The following is an 18,529-nucleotide window of genomic DNA, read 5'->3' on the forward strand; positions in this document are numbered from 1 at the left end:
TTACCCCTGAAATTTAAGCGTCAAAGTGCCACCAGAGAAACTGCTGTCAATCGCATATTCGGTGAAATCGTGTGCCAGACGAGCGCCTTCTGCCGCTTGCCCAATTCCACTCACGGTAATCACATAGCGTGACGTGTCGGCGCCATCAACACTCACTGCTATATCGCCGCCCCACGGGTTAATTCCTGTGCCACTGCCCCATACCTCTGGAACTGCTGCAATAGAGGACATTGCAGTCATACTAATACCGGTTAAATCCCCCGTGCGCGGCCGCCATAATTGCGCCCCCGATTGAATGGTAATGACCTGATTTTTTGCTTCGCTGACACGTGAGTTTCCCACCGCCCAGTCGCGTAGAGCTAGCGAACCGATAGTTGCCAACGCAATAATAGACAGCACCGTAAGCACTTCAATAAAGGTAAATCCTTTTGCTGATTTCATAGAACACTCCGTTGTAAACAATTAAAGAAAGAAAAATACAGACTACAAGCTGGTTTGCTGGGTTAGTTGCATCAACATAGTTCCCATGCCGCCGAGCATAACGACCAGCAAGGCAAAAATGACACTGTAACAAAACACCTGTAGACCGGTTCTTAAGCGCGTTAACGCTTGTGTGGCATCGAGTGCTGCATAACTGGCAACACGCAATAGGGTTCCCTGCTCACTGGCATTACGGCTACCATTTCCAAGTCGAAATAGCATCCGTGCTGAAAGTAAGCCGGTATCAAAAATCTGTGGTAGTCGTCGTTCTCCTTTGGCGAGTTTTTGGCGCATAATTAGTGTATGTACCGCCAATGCAGTAGATCCGTAACGTTGAATAGCGGCAAAAGATTTATCTAAGCTACTTCCAGCTTGCATTAGCACTGTCGTGGTTTGTAATAACAGTACCGCGCTAAAATAACGCTGAATGAGAAACGCGCCGTTATTGCCAAGTACGCGACACCAACGCCAACCAAAGTTTATCAACACTGGCGGCCCCCAACTCCATATCACCACCAGAAGTACACTAAGTAGAAGTGTGGGAATAATGAAGCTATGCGTTGCTAGCAACAATATCCGACTGAGCATTGGCCATTGTGACTCAGGTATAGATACTGCAAGCTTCGGCATCACGCCGTGACCAATAAAATAAATTGCGGCAAAAGCTAGGGCCAGCATTGCTAATGGATAAAGCAAAGGTTTCCAAAACTGTTGCCATGCTTGCTGTCGCTGCTGTTCAAATTGCTGATGTTGATGCAGCAATTGCTCTAAAATACCGCTATGCTCCCCCACGGCAACTAACATAACTAAGTCTGCAGCAAACCATTTATGTAATGCTGGTCCAAGCGGCAACCCCTGGTTTAGTTGCTTGATTAAGTGAGTAATGACGCGCTGCTCCGTGGTTAATTTTAAGCGTCGCGCATTTTCAAATAACGCATGGCAGCATTGTAATGGGCTAAGTCCATCGGTTAAGCCCAAAGCAAAGTCTTCGAGTAATGCAAGTTGTCGTGCTCGCGCTAGATGCATAAGTCCGCCTGCTGCAATTGTTCGTCGAGCGCTAGCCAACCTGCTTCCATAAGTTGGTTACGACACACTTCTAAAGTGCCATTGCGAATGGCATCGCGGACGCGTTCATCAACAAGCAATAATTCAGCAACGAGCGAACGGCCAATAACGCCGGTGCCATGGCACTGCGGGCAACCACGATCAGTGCCTTCACAAGCTAAGCAAGGTTTAGCCACTAACCGCTGCGCTATAATGCCGCGCAATACGCCAACCTGAGCAAGCGACTCGGCGCTTAGACCCAAATCTAACAACCTCTGTATTACGCCAAAGGTATCGTGCGCATGCACTGTTGCAGTCACCAAATGCCCAGTTAATGCTGCGGTATAAGCCGCTTTTGCGGTTGCTTGGTCGCGAATTTCACTAATAGAGATGACATCTGGGTCTTCGCGCAGTGCCACACGCACCATATTGGCAAAGTTAAGTTCCTGGTGATCAGCAATAACCGGTTTTTGCTCTATATAAGGTTGGATAATTTCAATTGGGTCTTCCAAAGAAATTACTTTTGCAGTGCGTGGAATAGCCCAATTAATTGCCGCCAAGGTCGTTGTTTTGCCTTGCCCAGTTGGCCCAGCAACCACCAACAGACCAGCTGGGTTTTGTAGCAATTGTTGAATTTGATTCACCTGTTCCATAGGCAACCCTAGCTCGACAAGTGCGCGCGCTTGCTCATGCTCAGCCTGAATTCGCATGGTTACCGCAAACCCATTACGGGTAGGTGATTTTTGCACGCGTAAGCGCAGGTTTTTTATCGCTTGCTCATGCATCACCGACAACGAGATGCTAGCGCTTGATAAACGTTGTTCATCAAATAACTCACGAAAGTCTTCGGAACGTGTATTTAAGGCAGCAGCAATTGCCGCCGCCATTGTTTCCCGATGCCGCTCAACCTGCCCGACTAAACGTCCATGCACACGAAATGCAAGAGCTGCATGGCTTGGTAAAAACAGCAGATGAATATCCGAGGCTTCAAGCACTAGCGCCTGTAAAACAAGATCTTCAAGCGCTTGTTGCGCCCGAGTATGGTCAAGCTCAAGCGAATCGGTTTGGTGACCAAGTTGGCGTTTAGCATCAGCATCGTGCAAATGCCCCCGGATACTTCGACCATCTGCCACCATATAAGCTTTGATCATGACACCTTGAATGGCAGCAAGAGCGATCAAGTTGATAAGCTCAAGCAATTTTTGTTGCCAAGCCTGTGCGCTTGCAACCAACACGCCATCACTGGACATTAATACCGCTACATCTTGCTGCTGAAACAAGTCAGTTATGTGTAAGCAGCGCTCTAGTAACCCAATTGGCACTTCACAACGACCAAGTTGCTCATCACTCATCATCAACATAGTTACCATCCTTGCACAATTGGCAGATCACGAAAGCGTCCGTAACGCTGCAAACGTACCCAATTATTCTCTATGTTTGCAGTAAGTTGCATCGGCCCAGCGACACCATCTTGTAAACGAATAATTTGGTTTCCTTGCTGCAACAAAATGTCACTTCGCTCGCCCACCGTGACGATACCTAACAGCTCATAGCCGATTAATTCTTGGGCAATTGCTGATGGTTTATCATCGGAGCTTCTTAGTTTTGCTATAGCATGCTTAGCTTTTTCTATTTGCAGCTCCAACTGCAACCGTTTGGCCTCAGTCTGAGCTAACCGCTCCGCAATTTCGCTTTCTCGAAGTTGATGAATAGGGTTTACAGGTACGCCCCCGGCCAAGCTTGCATTTGCTTCGGTACTTGTTGCCGCACTTGGTGTAGCGCTTGTTGTAGCATTAAGCGCCAGCATAAAAGCTAATGTATACATGAGTTAGGTCCTTCTATGGATGTTGCAAAGTAATGGTGATACGCCAACTCAGGTGCTCGGGCGTCGCGACAACTTTTTGAATTCGCATGTCCGGCCGCACCGCCAGCCAATGCAGAAACACCTGCCATTGATGCGAAGTAAACGGATCGAACAAAAGGTGCTGAACTTCGATATGATTGGGCGTCTGGGTTTGGCTAAACCCGGCCTCTATTAGAGCTTGATCAGAGCTCAATTTTTGGGTATTCAAGTCGCCTTTCGGCATTGGTATGTCTGCACTATAAAGCACGTCTGCTGGTGGTTTTCGCTGCAATTGAACACCTTGCCCGTTACCTTCTAGTTGCCAATCTTGCGATGGTAGCTGCATGAGTAAGTCTGAATGCGAGCCATAAGACTGTTGCATCCACAGGGTTTCTCCAGCCTCATCAAGTTGCCACTGAGTAGCCTTCCAGCCCGCCAAAAAACTAACCTGACTTAATAGCTTATCGACATGTAAAACATGCTGTTGCTGCCAACCTTGCAACAGCGGAGCGGGTTCGGGAAATTCAGTAACAGGCACCATAACAACGGGGGCCGGGGAAGTTGGCCAAAACCACCAAACCGACGCACCTGTAACCAACAAAGCAGCAGCAACCCCGCGCACCAGAATTCGGCGACGTAACCAAGGGGGTAACTGTCGTAGCGAACGCATTTTTGCCAGTTTTAGCGACTTTTCAAAATTGAACTCAGGTATCTGCTTGGCATTTTGAATTGGCTCGACATGGTCAAACAAGCGTCGCGTAGTCTGACCGGCAATAACCAACACACAATTCATTTGCTCTGGTTTTAACCAATTTTCAGCCACATATAAAAAGTTCTGTACACCATGTTTATCGGCCGAAAATTGACAGCACGCCAACAATGTTTGTTGTTGCCAGGCCACGACTATTAATTGCTGACACCATTGTTGAACTACCACAGCAGCTTGCTCACGCACCTGACTGCGAATAGCAGCAGCCATATCCAGTTGTTCAGTAGTGGCGCAACAAAGCCAGTAACATTCACCTTGCTTAAATAGGTTATAACGTTCGAAACCGAGTTGTTTGGCCTCGCTAAGCCAAGCGAGTATTTGCTCTCGGTCAGTCGATTGTTGTCGCCAGCCTTGTACGCACCAGTCGTTCATGAGCGATTGCCTCGTGCAACAATATGCGGAGTTAGCAAAACTAAGGTTTCGCTCCGCCGAGAACCATTAAGCTCACCCCCACCCAATATTAGGCTTAACCAACTTTGCTGGCGTTGACTTTGTTGACGCTCATTTTTTAGGCCACTCATTAGCAGCGTTTGACCATGCTCAACTAAGGCTTTCATAAAGAATTTTTTACGGTTGGTATGCGGCGTTTGAATGAGTTGATCGCCCGAGCGAACTTCGTCAATTCGTTCCAAATCAGATAGCTCCGTAGACAACTGCAGAATAACCTCGCCGTTACGAATACTTGGTAACAAATAAAGCTCAAAGCCAGTGGTAACAACACCGGGCTGCAAAATATCGGCGCGCCCCACATTTGCGGTAGCTGAACTTCCCGCTGCAGCTAGATAGGTTGCGTTGTCTTCCAGTACAATTTTGGCAATTTGATTATTTAAACTCACGACGCGCGGATGATTACTTGTCGTTACTAAACCCTGCTGCTGTAACGCATCTATTAGTAACTGCGACCCTGTCGCTTTGCCTTGTTGTTGCTGCCATATCATTTGTCCACCGCTAAGCTGATTTAACTGCGCTGAAGCAAACCCGAGAACCCCCTCACCCCCGGCTGTTTTCACTATGGCGTCCCAATCGATGGCAAACTGCTGATCATCGGTAAAGGTCACTTCGACAATTTGTACATCAATCACAACTTGACGTGTTAACCTTTCATTCTGTTGCGCTAAGTAAGCGCGAACCTGAGCAACTTGCTGCGGGTAGTCGCGCACTAGTATTGAAGTAGAGCTCTGATTTATCGTCATTTGTCCATGTTCAGACAGCAGCATGCTGACGGCCTTTTCAAGATCATGCCAAACCGAAAGGTCGTCGCTGCTAAAATTCAAAAATTGTTCGCTCTGATTACTAATAGCTGTGGCTGTAAGCGCGTCATTAGCCGTCATTTGACTTTGTTGCTGGCGGTCACGGTTGCCTAAGAAATAACTGGTGTCACCGGCAATAAAAGCAACATCAAACTCGGCTACTTCAAATTCATGAATGACGACGCTTTCGTCACCCCATTGCAGATGCCAGCGATACCGACTAGCTAGTTTTAGCAGCAATTCTGCAATGGTTCCGTCAAACTGAATAAACACCGCCGCGGTGGCTAGATGTGACTGACTGAAGCGCAAAGTGGTACCACTATTAGCAAATACTTGTTCAAGCAAATTTCCCGCCGCTAACCCTTGTGCGGCTATGCTAACGTGTTGCGCGCTCCAGTCGGGTAGCTGAGCATGTCGTTCATCCAATGCTGGAACAAAAAACTCATCGCTGTAATGGAGAGCTGAAGCTGTTGCTTGCGGCGCGGACGCACTCTGCTTGAGGTTAGCTAAGCGCTGCTGGGCTTGTCGGTGTTGCTCGAGCAATTGTTCATGAGACAATTGTTGGCAGGCACTCAACAACACAGCAAAAAATACGATAATGAACCGTTGCATCACAACTCCCCTTGGCTTCGAAATTGATAACTAACAACTGCCGAGCGGTTCGCGTGAACAGTTATTCTAAATTGGTAAGGCTGGGTGATTTTCTCGAGAATTTGCTCGGCACTATCAGCGCTCAAGGTGAAGGCCGATGGCCATTGGTAATGAGCCGAAACCTGCCAGTCAACCAAGTCGACCGGGAAGTGCCGTTTAAGAAACTGCTCAAACTGCGGTTTCAATAGCCCTTGTTGTAAGTGCAGTTGCACGCGCGGTGTGGCTGCAGCCGAATGGCTAGTTTGGTTCGCTCGAGTGGCTTCAGAGAACACGTAAGCTGGACAAGTCGCGGCGAGCGCCGTTGTAGAAAATGACGCCAACCACAGGCAACTCAGCGCTAAGCTGCTTGTGATGACGTACTTATGGGTAACGACCCGGTATGGTTGAGAAACCATGTAACCTCCTTGTTAGCGTGATACCGCGTTCCTTTGCAGTACCCGTTAAATTTAGCGCACCGTAGTGCCGCTAACAAGGCGGAAACAGATTATAAAACAGAGGGTTATTACTTACGCTTTTTAGCCTCTTGTACGCTCCATTCACCGTCGCGGTAATACGCTTGCCAACCGGTGGCTTTGCCGTTTACTTCGGTGATCACATATTGTTCTTTGTTCTTGCGACTATAACGCACAATGGCTTCATTGCCGTCGTCGTCTTTTTCAGGTGCTTCCGCTAAGTAATGGAATTTACTTGGAATGCGATCTTTAAAGCGTTTCAGCTCGCTTACTTTCACCGCACGGGTTTCACGCGAGCGCGGGAACGTATTGGCCGACAAAAACACGCCCGAAGCACCATCACGCAACACAAAATAAGCGCTCGAGTCTTCACATGGCAGTTCTGGGAACGGCACGGGGTCTTCCTTCGGCGGCGCTGGCTGACCGTTTTTCAACAACTTACGAGTGTTTTTACATTCGCTGTTGGTACAATCAAAATACTTCCCAAAACGACCGGTTTTTAACTGCATGTCACTGCCGCAACGGTCGCACTCAAGTACTGGGCCGTCGTAGCCTTTAATACGGAATTCGCCCTGTTCAACCACAAAGCCTTCGCACGCTGGGTTGTTGCCACACACGTGTAATTTACGCTCTTGATCAATCAAGTAACTGTCCATGGCGGTGCCACATTTCGGGCAACGTTTTTTGGCACGCAGCGCCAGTGTTTCGGCTTCGTCGTCATCGTCTTTCACGCGTACCGCTTCTTCGCCTGGTAACAGGTTCATGGTTTGCGTACAGCGCTCTTTCGGCGGTAACTCATAGCCTGAGCAGCCCAAAAACACGCCCGTTGACGCTGTGCGAATACCCATTGGGCGCCCGCATTTAGGACATTTAATATCAGTGAGCACCATTTGATTCGGGCGCATACCGCCCTCTTCTGGCGACATTTCTGCTTGCTGTAATTTAGCGCTGAAATCTTCGTAAAACTTGTCTAATGTCGCTTTCCAGTTACGTTGGCCTTCAGCAATTTCGTCCAACGCCTGTTCCATGTCGGCAGTGAAGCTGTAATTCAGCAACCTTGGGAAATTATCAACTAAGCGGTCATTAACAATCTCACCCATTTTTTCGGCATAAAAACGACGGTTTTCAACCCGCACATAGCCGCGATCTTGAATGGTTGAAATAATGGACGCATAAGTTGATGGGCGACCGATACCGCGTTTTTCAAGCTCTTTCACTAACGAGGCTTCGCTAAAGCGCGCCGGCGGCTTGGTAAAATGTTGTTGTGGGTCAAGCTGCTGCAACGACAATACTTCGCCTGGTTTTACGTCAGGTAGTGTGGCGTCCTCGTTGTTTTTAGAGCCTGCTGGCGGTTGCACCTTGGTCCAACCGGCAAAGCGCAATACACGACCGCGCGCACGCAGCTCATAGTCACCCGCTTGCACCGAAATGGTGGTGGCATCGTATTGCGCTGGCGTCATTTGGCACGCCACAAATTGGCGCCAAATCAATTCATACAAACGCTGCGCATCGCGCTCCATATCTTTTAACTGTTCTGACTTTACCGTCACGCTCGAAGGACGAATGGCTTCGTGGGCTTCTTGCGCGTTTTGCTTCGAGCCATAAACATTAGGTTTAGCAGGTAAATAATCGCTACCGTAGTGTTTACCAATGTAGTCACGACACGTTGCTACTGCTTCTTGGCTCAAGTTGGTTGAGTCGGTACGCATGTAGGTAATATGGCCCGCTTCATACAAGCGCTGAGCCAACATCATGGTCTTTTTCACACCAAAACCTAAGCGCGTACTTGCGGCTTGTTGCAAAGTCGAAGTAATAAACGGAGCCGATGGGCGGCTGCTGGTGGGCTTATCTTCGCGATCAATGACTTTGTATTGGGCAGCCTTCAATAATGCCACAGCGGCGTCAGCAGCGGCCTTATCACCGATTTTTATCGCCTTACCAAGGTGCTTATGCACCTGCATGCGCAGTTCATCTTGGGCTTGGGTGTTTAAGTCGGCAAAAATATCCCAGTATTCTTCGGGTACAAAGGCTTTTATTTCACGTTCGCGCTCAACCACCAAACGCACAGCGACCGACTGCACACGGCCAGCCGACAAACCACGAGCAATTTTTTTCCACAACAGCGGTGACACCATAAAGCCCACCACGCGGTCTAGAAAACGACGTGTCTGCTGTGCATTCACTCGGTCAACGTTCAATGCTGCTGGCTTTGAAAAGGCTTCTTGAATGGCTTTTTTGGTAATTTCATTAAATACCACGCGCTGAAACCGGCTATCATCGCCGCCAATCAACTCACGCAAGTGCCATGCTATAGCTTCCCCTTCGCGGTCCAAATCCGTTGCGAGGTATACGGCGTCTGCCTTGGCTGCTAATTTTTTTAATTCAGCTACAACTTTTTCTTTGCCGGGCAATACTTCGTAATGCGCTTCCCAACCATGCTGGGGGTCTATACCCATGCGCGCCACTAGCTTTTGGAATTCGCGCTCTTGCCGGTATGCCTCTTTTTGCTCCGGCGACATTTTGCGAACTTCTGCTGGCGGTTTTGTTTTTACGGTGGCCGTCGAGCGCGTTGGCAGGTCACGCACGTGCCCCACACTGGATTTCACCACGAAATCATTGCCTAAATATTTATTAATTGTCTTCGCCTTGGCTGGCGACTCGACAATAACTAACGCTTTTGCCATGCGACTCTCTTTCTATCCGTAAGCTGTGGGATTCTTTTTTTAGATATATCTGTTCTATTCGTATGAAACAACCATTGAAAGCAAAAATCATAAAAATACGATTTTGTCTCATATCCATGCAGATCTATGGCGCCCACTCATCAGGCCAGTAAAATCAAGGGTTTCAGCACTTACACCAAAGCCAACTTGCGGGTATAATAGCCAACAAATAAAAGCTTGCAACTGCAATGGAGGTTATTTCCGCATGCGTCACTATGAAGTGAATTTCGATGGCCTAGTTGGCCCAACCCACAATTATGCCGGGCTGTCGTTCGGAAACGTTGCTTCATTAAGCAATGCAAAATCAACCTCAAGCCCGAAATCTGCAGCTAAGCAGGGCTTGGCGAAAATGAAAGCCTTGCACGACATGGGTATGGTACAAGGGGTACTCGCCCCGCAAGAACGCCCAGACGTTACTACCTTACGCCGTTTAGGCTTCACCGGTTCAGATGGCGAGGTTTTAGCCAAAGCCGCTCAACAAGCGCCGCAAATTTTTCAAGCGGTGTGCTCGGCGTCAAGCATGTGGACTGCAAACGCCGCGACTGTATCACCCGGTGCCGATACCGCCAACGGAAAAGTGCATTTCACGCCAGCGAATTTGACCAATAAGTTTCATCGGTCATTAGAGCCACAAACCAGTGGCCGTATTTTGCAAGCCATGTTTAACAACGGTCGCTATTTTGAGCACCACACCCATTTACCAGACAATGAACATTTTGGCGATGAAGGCGCGGCCAATCATACGCGTTTGTGCAGCAACTATGGTCACGCTGGGGTAGAAATTTTCACCTTTGGTCGTTATGCCTTTGACAGCAGCATGCCGGCGCCCAAAAAATACCCTGCCCGCCAAACCTTTGAAGCCTCACAAGCAATTGCCCGCTTGCATGGTTTGAGTGACGATAACACCGTTTACATTCAGCAAAATCCGGATGTGATCGATCAAGGCGTGTTCCACAACGATGTGATTGCTGTCGGTAATCAAAATGTGCTGTTCTACCATGAGCAAGCGTTTTTAGACACCGAAGCGAAATTAGCTGAAATTCAGCGCAAGTTCGGCGACGAACCTGTACATTTCATTGAAGTTAAAACCAGTGAAGTGTCGGTTGAAGACGCCGTGCAAACCTATTTGTTTAACACCCAGTTGCTAACGCTTGATAACGGCCACATGGCCATTATTGCGCCAACCGAGTGTCAAGAAAACCCACGCGTTGCGGCCTATTTAGCCGAGCTTGTAACGCGCAACACGCCAATTCGCCAAGTGCATTACTTTGACGTTAAACAAAGCATGCGTAACGGCGGTGGCCCAGCTTGTTTGCGTTTACGCGTGGCACTGAATGACACCGAACTCGCAGCCGTTAACCCAGCAGTGGTGATGAACGAAACTTTGTTTGCGCGTTTAAACCAATGGGTTGATAAACACTACCGTGACGAGCTGAGCGTGGATGACTTACGTGACCCACAATTATTGACCGAATCGCGTACAGCGCTCGACGAGCTCACGCAAATTCTTAAATTAGGCTCGGTATACCCGTTCCAGCTTTAATTTGTCGCGCCTCATACGAAAAAACGCGCATCAATTGATGCGCGTTTTTTTATGCCTTTTCGCTAAGTTACTCGTCTTCGTTGTGCAACTCTAAATTAGCGTCTTCACTTTGATCACCGCCGTGGCGTGCGACATCATTACGCGCAGCGTCTAAGCGATCAAGATAACTTTGGTTAATGTCGCCGGTTATATACTGGCCGTTAAATACGGAGGTTTCAAAACGCTTAATTTCTGGGTTTTCTTGCTGTACGGCCGCAATTAAATCATCCAGTTCCTGATAAATAAGCCCATCGGCTTTAATTAAGTCGTTTATTTCCGACGCCTCACGGCCATGACCAATCAGCTCATTGGCGCTTGGCATATCAATACCATAAACGTTCGGGAAGCGAATTTCTGGTGCCGCCGAGGCAAAATACACTTTCTTGGCACCGGCCTCGCGGGCCATTTCTATAATTTGCTCAGACGTGGTGCCGCGCACAATAGAGTCATCCACCAACAACACGTTCTTGCCACGAAACTCAGCGCTAATTGCATTCAATTTACGACGTACTGATTTACGGCGTTGCGTTTGCCCAGGCATGATAAACGTACGGCCAATATAGCGGTTTTTCACAAACCCTTGGCGGTATGGCAAATCAAGCAGGTTAGCCATTTCTAAAGCGATATCACAGCTGGTTTCAGGAATTGGAATAACCACATCAATGTCTAAATGCGCGTAATCGCGCTTAATTTTTTCACCCAACATGCGCCCCATGTTCACCCGTGACGCATACACCGAAATTTTATCGATAAACGAGTCTGGGCGGGCAAAATAAACATATTCAAATATGCACGGGCAATGCTGCGGGTTATCGGCACACTGGCGTGAAAATAGCTCGCCATCTTCAGAAATATAAATGGCTTCACCTGGCTCTACGTCACGAACATATTTAAAGCCGGTACCGTCTACCGCAACGCTTTCTGACGCCACGATGTACTCATTGCCTTGGGCAGTTTCGCGCATACCTAATACCAGCGGGCGAATGCCCCACGGGTCACGGAACGCCACAATACCGTGCCCAATAATCATGGCCACGACCGCGTAAGCACCGCGAATTTGACGATGGACGCGAGCGACTGTCGCGAATACGTCTTCTGGCGTTAAGCTTAAGCTTTCTTGTTGATAAAGTTCGTGGGCAAATACGTTGAGTAAAATTTCAGAGTCAGAGGTGGTGTTAATGTGGCGGCGGGCTTTAGCGAATAACTGCTCTTGCAGTTCTTGCGCATTCGTTAAGTTACCGTTGTGGGCCATGGCAATACCAAATGGCGAGTTCACATAAAACGGTTGCGCTTCAGCGGAGCTCGAACTACCGGCGGTTGGGTAGCGGACATGACCAATGCCAATGCGCCCCTGTAAGCGATGCATATGCCGCGTATGAAATACGTCACGCACCAAGCCATTTGCTTTTCGCAATCGCAAGGTGCCGTTGTCGACAGTCATAATACCCGCAGCATCTTGACCACGATGCTGTAACATCGTTAAACCATCGTATAACGCCTGATTAACTGGGTCTTTACCAACAATTCCAACAATGCCACACATGAACTACAACCTCATTAAACACGTTCAGGTAAGAAACTTGACGTTTTCTGCAAGTACTCAAAAAACCATTCAATCACCACACCAAAGTGTGGGATTAATAACGAATCAGTCCACCAAGGCTCATCGGAGAAACCGGTAAACGAATCCAGAAAGAACAACACCGCAGCGACAATAAGTACTCCCCGAAGAGCACCAAATACCGCACCGAGTACTTTATCGGTGCCGCTTAAACCGGTGGTTTCAACTAGCCGGCCAATTAGGTAATTCACCACCGCGCCAACAATCAGCGTTGCAATAAATAACGCACTGACAGCAGCTGCATTACGCAACATGTCTTCTTCAATGCCGGTAAAATACACAGCAAGATCTTGGTAAAACAATTTCGCGATAAAAAAAGCCGCAATCCAAATAGCTAACGACAACGCTTCTTTGACAAAACCACGAGTTAAACTAATTAGCGTTGAGAGGCCAATAATCACTAAAATTGCAATATCTATCCAAAGCATGTATCGCATTCCCTAGCTAGTTTAAATTTCGGGCGGATTGTATCAGAAAGCCATAGTATTTGCGCCAAAAAACTTAGCACTGAATTATCTTTCTGTTAGGGTTCGTAACGGCGCAACTGGCCATTGAGGTTTGTCAGATTTTTCAGTTTGGGTAGCATAAGCTCTAACTCAGACTTTACCAAACTAGGGCCTACCAACACTTTACTTGCTGGCCCGCTGCTGGTTTTTATGGGTTCTGCATAAGCTGTATAGCCTGCTTCGCGCAACTGTTTGAGTAAGCGCTCAACTGAAGCCTGATTGCTAAACACCCCCAATTGAATAACCCAACCTGGCTCAGTCACCGCGGCTTGGGTTGGTTTGATCTGCTCAACCTCCTGACGCGACTCGGCAATGTTTTGTTCGCTTAGTTGTGGGGCTTCTTCGGCATCAATTTCTACCGTTTCAATGTTGTCTAACGATGGCGGCAAGTCGCGAGCCGGAATTTCTTGTACCGCCTGCTCGGCTACTTCCACTTCTGGTTGCAATGGAATGGTTTCAAATGACTCTTGCTGTTGCTGTGGTTTACCATCAAGCAGCTCAGGCAAGATAATAACGGCAAGAGCAATAAGAATAATACTTCCGACTAAGCGATTCTGTAATTGCGAGGCCATGAATTACTCCGTGGTTGGAATTTTGCCTACAGTGTAAAACGAGCCGCACACCAATACTAGTGGCGGTGTCGCGTGTGGCTGTTGTTGTATGTACGCAGCTGCATCTTGTTGCGCTTGCGCATAGGCTGCAGCAACGTTGTCAAAACAGCCGGCAGCCTCTGCCTGTGCAGGCTTTTGCTCAAGCAATTGTGCGCTGCTAGCACCTCGTGGCTCGGTTAAGCTGGCGAAATACCATCGGTTCACAGCCGGTGAAAGCGCAGCTAATGTGCCCTTGATATCTTTGTCATGCAACATGCCCACTACCGCAAAAACCGGCCGTTGAGGATAACGCAAGGCTATTGCCTGGGTTAAAAATTCTGCGGCGTGAGGGTTATGTGCAACATCAAGTAAAGTGTCGGCTGGGTGATGGGTGTTGGCAGCAAGAAATTGCAAACGGCCCTGCTCTCGGGCTTTTTCTAACCCAGCACGTATGGCTTTATCAGACACTGGTAAGTCACTGGCGGCAAGCGCGGCTATTGCCGTGGCCGCATTGGGCAAAGGCAGTTGTGGCAGCGGTAAATTGTTCAGCACGGTATCGTGATTTCTAAATTGCCAAGTATTATCGGCTGTCAGCCGATAGTGAAAATCTTTACCCACCTGCTGCAGCATAACTCCTTGCTGCTTCGCCGTCGCCGCAACCTCGGCCGGAAAATTCGGTTCACCACAAATAGCTGGGCGAGCGGGCCGAAAAATACCCGCTTTCTCGCGCGCAATTCCGGTATGGTCGCTCCCCAAAAAACCTATGTGATCAATGCCCACGCTGGTCAATAGGGCAACGTCGGCGTCGACAATATTCACCGCGTCTAAACGCCCACCTAGGCCGACTTCTAAAATCCAAGCGTCAAGTTCATGCTGCTGCATTAAATACAGCGCGGCTAAGGTACCGAACTCGAAATAAGTTAAAGAAATATCGCCCCGCGCTCGCTCAATAGTAGCAAACGCCGCTACATGGTCAGCGTCGGCCAGCATATTGCCATTAATACGTACGCGTTCATTGTAAACGTTCAAATGCGGGGAAATATAAACGCCGGTTTGGTAATCAGCTTCACGCAACATGGTTTCCAGATAACGCACACTGGAGCCCTTGCCGTTGGTGCCGGCCACAGTGAACACTTCTGCACGAGTTTGCGTTAATCGTAAGCGATTGGCTACCTCACGAACGCGATCAAGCCCCATATCAATCGCACTGGGGTGCAGCTGCTCTAAATAAGTCAGCCAGGCTTGAAGCCCGGCTGATTGAGAAGGAGGCGAGATACTGGCCATAGGTTAATATTCGTCAGCAACGGCCGGTAAATGCTGAAACTTCGCCAACAATGCTGCAATGCGGTTACGCATTTGGCGCCGATCGACAATCATGTCAACCGCACCGTGGTCAAGCAAGAACTCAGCGCGCTGAAAGCCTTCTGGCAAGGTTTCCCGAACGGTTTGTTCAATAACACGTGGCCCCGCGAAACCAATCAGTGCTTTCGGCTCAGCAATATTAATATCACCGAGCATGGCTAAACTGGCTGACACCCCACCCATGGTTGGGTCGGTCAGCACAGAAATAAATGGAATGCCTTCTTCGCTCATACGCGCCAAAGCAGCGGATGTTTTCGCCATTTGCATCAGCGACAACAGGGCTTCTTGCATACGTGCACCGCCTGAAGCAGAGAAGCAAATTAACGGAATACGTTCACGCAAGCACACTTCGGCCGCTTTCACAAAACGAGCGCCAACCACCGATGCCATCGAGCCGCCCATAAATTCAAATTCAAAGGCAACAGCCACCACGGGCATGCCCTTTAGGCGCCCCTTTTGGGCCACTAAAGCGTCTTTTTCGCCGGTTGCTTTTTGTGCCGCCGCAATGCGGTCTTTGTATTTTTTTGAGTCGCGGAATTTCAGCACGTCTTTAGGTTCAAGATCTGCGCCAATTTCTTCACCGCGCCCATCATCCAAAAAGTTCTTCAGCCGAAGGCGAGCAGATACACGCATGTGATGATCGCATTTAGGGCAGACATTGAGGCTACGCTCTAAGTCAGCGCTATATAAAATAGCATCACAACTGGTGCATTTCGCCCACACCCCTTCTGGGATGTTCCGACGTTTATTGCTTTTTGGCTTTGCAAGAATTCGCTCTATCCAGCTCATAAATTTCCGTCATTAACTCATTCGTTAGGGTGGCTATTAAAGCACATTCATCGCCATCAGTTTAGCAAAAAGTGGTCTTATAAGTCAGCTGCCGTTTTGGCTTAAGTGTCTGGTAACCACAGCGGGCCTGGGGGCGCCTGCGGTAACTGATAGTGCTCGGGGTAGTCTACTTGTACCAAATACAAGCCTTCTGCTTTAGCCGTCGCGGCAGCTTGAGTACGGTCGCGCGTTGCTAGTAAGTCACCAACCCAAGTTACCGGCTGCTGTCCTTTGCCTATTTCTAGCAAACTACCAACAATATTACGCACCATATGGTGCAAAAACGCATTCGCCGCAATATCAACCACCACAAAGTCACCACGGCGAGAGACACGAATATGGGTGATGCAACGGTTTGGCGAGTGAGATTGGCACTGCGCAGCACGAAATGCACTGAAATCATGCTCACCAAGCAAGGCCTGAGCCGCCTCCTGCATAAGCGCTGCATCAAGAGGCTGATGATAATGACTTAAACCGCGCCCAAGAATAGCTGGGCGTCTTGGTTGGTTAGCGATAATATAGCGATAGCGGCGCCCCGTAGCGCTGAAGCGTGCATTAAAGTCGCTGGGCACTTCACGCGCCCAACGCACCGCAACCGAGTCAGGCAAATTACTATTCACGCCCATTGTCCACGCCGGCATGGCTCGCGCATTGTGACAGTCAAAATGCACAACTTGTCCAGTGGCATGTACCCCAGCATCGGTACGCCCAGCACAAGTGACTTCTACCGGGTGGTTAGCCACTTTACTGAGCGCTTTCTCAAGAACCTCTTGCACACAGACAACTTCGCGTTGTCGCTGCCATCCAAAATACTGACTACCGTCGTATTCAATACCAAGCGCAATGCGCGTACTACTCATTAATGGCCCTGTTCGTCTAATTTCTGCAACAACATGGCTGCTTCGCGCTTGGCATCTTCGTCGTTTGTCTGCCCTACTTTGTCTAGCTCAGCGCGTGCTAGCTCATACTCGTCAAGCTCCATGTAAGCTCGCGCTAAGTCTAACATGCCAGATGGGGTTTCTTCATCATCAAGCTGACCAGCTTCACGCTCAAAGCGAGGGCTATCAAAGTCGGTATCTGCGTTGTCCGCATCGGCGAGCAAGTCGTCAATTTCTAAATAGCCTTCGTTTGTATCATCTGACTCAACGTTAATGTCATCTTTAGAGCTCTCTGTGGTGAGCCCTTCTAGATCTAAATCATCGAGATTGATATTTTCAAACTGTTCTAATTCAACCGTATCGTCACTCGCTGACTGGGCCGGTTCATCAATAACAAAGTCTAAACTCATATCTTCGTCGTTTGATTCGGGCTTGGTTGAAGCTGGAGCTTGGTCGGCCGACACTGCCGACTCATCTGTATCTTCTGTAGCCGCTGTGTTTGGCTCAACCGAGAACTCCAAACTATTATCGAACTCGGGTTCTAGCTCGGGTTCTTGCTCGGGTTCCTCATCCGCTACTTTCTCTGTCGGCGTTTCAGCGCTCTCGTCATCGAAGCTCTGACTTAATAGCGTGTCTAAATCAGCCTCTTCGTCGCTTTGCTGCGACTCTGCTCGGTTTTCTTCGTTATCTTGACCTAGTTGCTCAAGCTCATCATCTAACTGCTCTGCCTCACTGGGTGCAGCGACATCGTCAGCTTGGTGGTCAAGATCTACAGCATCATCAATGCGCTCAAACTCAGGCATATCTGCTGCTTCCTCGGCAGCCGCTGCTTGCTCAGCCTCTTCATAAGCACTCAGTGTTTGCGGCTCTTGATTCGCTTCTTCATTTTTATCTTTTTCTGCGGCCTGTAAGGCGCCGTTGTAAGGTCCTAAATGTTCACGATTAAGCCGGCGAACATAAAGCACATACCAGATGATTGCGGCCAATAATAGTGGAATCAAAATAGCCAAAGTTAGTTGAAAAGGCTGCATAAGCCAGTTTAAAAACGCGTCGAAATCCGACTCCTTTTGGCGTTTAGTGGTGGTCTTAGCAGGCGTTTTGTCGGCGCTTTGAGCCGCTTGTGACTGTTTAGCCACTTCTTCAGTTTCACTGATTATACGCGCAGCATCGGCCTGTTCGGTTGTGGCCGCTTGTTCGGTCGTTGTTACCTCGTCAGCGTCACTTGTAACGACAACAGCAGCTTCTGCTTTGGACTCAGCGTCATTCTCTGTGGTTACATTCGTCGCCGCAATTTCAGCTGCAATTTGCGCTTGTAAATTATCTTCAGCAACTTGCTCTGCATTTACTTTCTTCTGCAACACGTCTAACTCGCGAGTCACCTCATCTAAGCGTGACTGCAGAGCTGAATTCTCACTGTTTAAGCGTTCTATTAAGGCAGTTGACTCAGCCAACTGGTCACGCAAACGCGTCAACTCTTCTACACTAAAGGAAACTGCAGCTTCCGCGTTATTTGAGGTTGTCTCGGCTGGAGCTGAGGACGCCGATGGCTGCGAGATTTGTTTTGCCGGTGTCGATGAGGCCGCAGTTTCGGTAGCTTGCTTTTGCGCACGAGCTTGCTGCGCTACTTGCGGTACTTTCAAATAAAACCCGTCCATCATGCGGTCGGCGCGACCGTTAATGAACGCTTCAGGATTTAGCTCAATGAACAGGTCCATCATTTCATACACGCTCAGATCACTTTTATCGCCATAGTACATGGCGATAGACCATAAAGTGTCAGACGAAACAATGGGACCAAAACGGTCCGGCTGCCACCGTGATGCTGTTTGTCCTTGCGTCATCAAAGTGGCACTGTTTTTTACAAAACTCGCATCGGCAGTAATCATCACCGACGAGCCAAGAGCCAATGCTACACCGGCTGCTAGTGCCAAGGTATTCCGTTTCATTGAG

General features: G+C 48.8%; 16 protein-coding genes. 1 reads left to right on the forward strand and 15 read right to left on the reverse strand.

What is annotated here, in order from left to right; translation table 11 throughout:
* The 8 genes from ASC40_RS03300 to topA form a co-directional block, all read right to left on the reverse strand.
* Entirely contained in the window at positions 1-441 is a 441-nt protein-coding gene (locus tag ASC40_RS03300) for a type II secretion system protein (protein WP_055438327.1), read from the reverse strand.
* A gap of 42 nt (positions 442-483) precedes the next feature.
* Complete coding sequence (locus ASC40_RS03305) at positions 484-1,506, reverse strand: type II secretion system F family protein (protein ID WP_055438328.1); 1,023 nt, start codon at positions 1,504-1,506, stop codon at positions 484-486.
* The gene (locus tag ASC40_RS03310) at positions 1,497-2,885 is read right to left on the reverse strand and encodes a GspE/PulE family protein (RefSeq protein WP_055438329.1); all 1,389 of its coding nucleotides are present in this window, start codon (positions 2,883-2,885) and stop codon (positions 1,497-1,499) included. The genes ASC40_RS03305 and ASC40_RS03310 overlap by 10 nt, the downstream gene beginning before the upstream one ends.
* A 2-nt stretch (positions 2,886-2,887) precedes the next feature.
* On the reverse strand, positions 2,888-3,349 hold the full coding sequence (locus tag ASC40_RS03315) for a hypothetical protein (protein WP_055438330.1): 462 nt from the start codon (positions 3,347-3,349) through the stop codon (positions 2,888-2,890).
* Positions 3,350-3,362: 13 nt separating this feature from the next.
* Positions 3,363-4,508, reverse strand: a complete 1,146-nt coding sequence (locus tag ASC40_RS03320) for a hypothetical protein (protein ID WP_055438331.1) — start codon at positions 4,506-4,508, stop codon at positions 3,363-3,365.
* Positions 4,505-5,998, reverse strand: coding sequence for a hypothetical protein (locus ASC40_RS03325; protein ID WP_055438332.1), 1,494 nt, complete (start codon positions 5,996-5,998; stop codon positions 4,505-4,507). The genes ASC40_RS03320 and ASC40_RS03325 overlap by 4 nt, the downstream gene beginning before the upstream one ends.
* A complete protein-coding gene (locus tag ASC40_RS03330; RefSeq protein WP_055438333.1) occupies positions 5,998-6,432 on the reverse strand; it encodes a hypothetical protein in 435 nt (144 codons plus the stop codon). The genes ASC40_RS03325 and ASC40_RS03330 overlap by 1 nt, the downstream gene beginning before the upstream one ends.
* A gap of 107 nt (positions 6,433-6,539) precedes the next feature.
* A complete protein-coding gene (topA, locus tag ASC40_RS03335; RefSeq protein ID WP_055438334.1) occupies positions 6,540-9,173 on the reverse strand; it encodes a type I DNA topoisomerase in 2,634 nt (877 codons plus the stop codon).
* Between the two features lie 244 nt (positions 9,174-9,417).
* On the opposite strand from topA, the gene astB reads away from it, so the two are divergent.
* The gene (gene astB / locus ASC40_RS03340; RefSeq protein WP_055438335.1) at positions 9,418-10,755 is read left to right on the forward strand and encodes an N-succinylarginine dihydrolase; all 1,338 of its coding nucleotides are present in this window, start codon (positions 9,418-9,420) and stop codon (positions 10,753-10,755) included.
* 67 nt (positions 10,756-10,822) lie between these two features.
* Here astB and purF read toward each other — a convergent pair whose 3' ends face one another.
* The 7 genes from purF to ASC40_RS03375 all read right to left on the reverse strand — a co-directional run bounded on the left by purF (position 10,823) and on the right by ASC40_RS03375 (position 18,525).
* Positions 10,823-12,337, reverse strand: coding sequence for an amidophosphoribosyltransferase (gene purF, locus ASC40_RS03345; protein ID WP_055438336.1), 1,515 nt, complete (start codon positions 12,335-12,337; stop codon positions 10,823-10,825).
* Positions 12,338-12,351: 14 nt separating this feature from the next.
* A complete protein-coding gene (locus ASC40_RS03350; protein ID WP_055438337.1) occupies positions 12,352-12,843 on the reverse strand; it encodes a CvpA family protein in 492 nt (163 codons plus the stop codon).
* 95 nt (positions 12,844-12,938) lie between these two features.
* A complete protein-coding gene (locus ASC40_RS03355; RefSeq protein WP_055438338.1) occupies positions 12,939-13,493 on the reverse strand; it encodes an SPOR domain-containing protein in 555 nt (184 codons plus the stop codon).
* Between the two features lie 3 nt (positions 13,494-13,496).
* Positions 13,497-14,795 carry a bifunctional tetrahydrofolate synthase/dihydrofolate synthase gene (folC, locus tag ASC40_RS03360; protein ID WP_055438339.1) on the reverse strand — a complete coding sequence of 433 codons (1,299 nt, stop codon included), beginning with the start codon at positions 14,793-14,795 and terminating at the stop codon, positions 13,497-13,499.
* Positions 14,796-14,798: 3 nt separating this feature from the next.
* Positions 14,799-15,662, reverse strand: a complete 864-nt coding sequence (gene accD / locus ASC40_RS03365; RefSeq protein ID WP_055438340.1) for an acetyl-CoA carboxylase, carboxyltransferase subunit beta — start codon at positions 15,660-15,662, stop codon at positions 14,799-14,801.
* Between the two features lie 101 nt (positions 15,663-15,763).
* Positions 15,764-16,561, reverse strand: coding sequence for a tRNA pseudouridine(38-40) synthase TruA (truA, locus tag ASC40_RS03370; protein ID WP_055438341.1), 798 nt, complete (start codon positions 16,559-16,561; stop codon positions 15,764-15,766).
* On the reverse strand, positions 16,561-18,525 hold the full coding sequence (locus ASC40_RS03375; protein ID WP_055438342.1) for a FimV/HubP family polar landmark protein: 1,965 nt from the start codon (positions 18,523-18,525) through the stop codon (positions 16,561-16,563). Before ASC40_RS03375 ends, truA begins: the two co-directional genes overlap by 1 nt.
* Positions 18,526-18,529: the final 4 nt, after the last annotated feature.

It is taken from the genome of Pseudidiomarina woesei, from assembly GCF_001418345.1.
GTDB classification, from domain to species: Bacteria; Pseudomonadota; Gammaproteobacteria; order Enterobacterales; family Alteromonadaceae; genus Pseudidiomarina; species Pseudidiomarina woesei.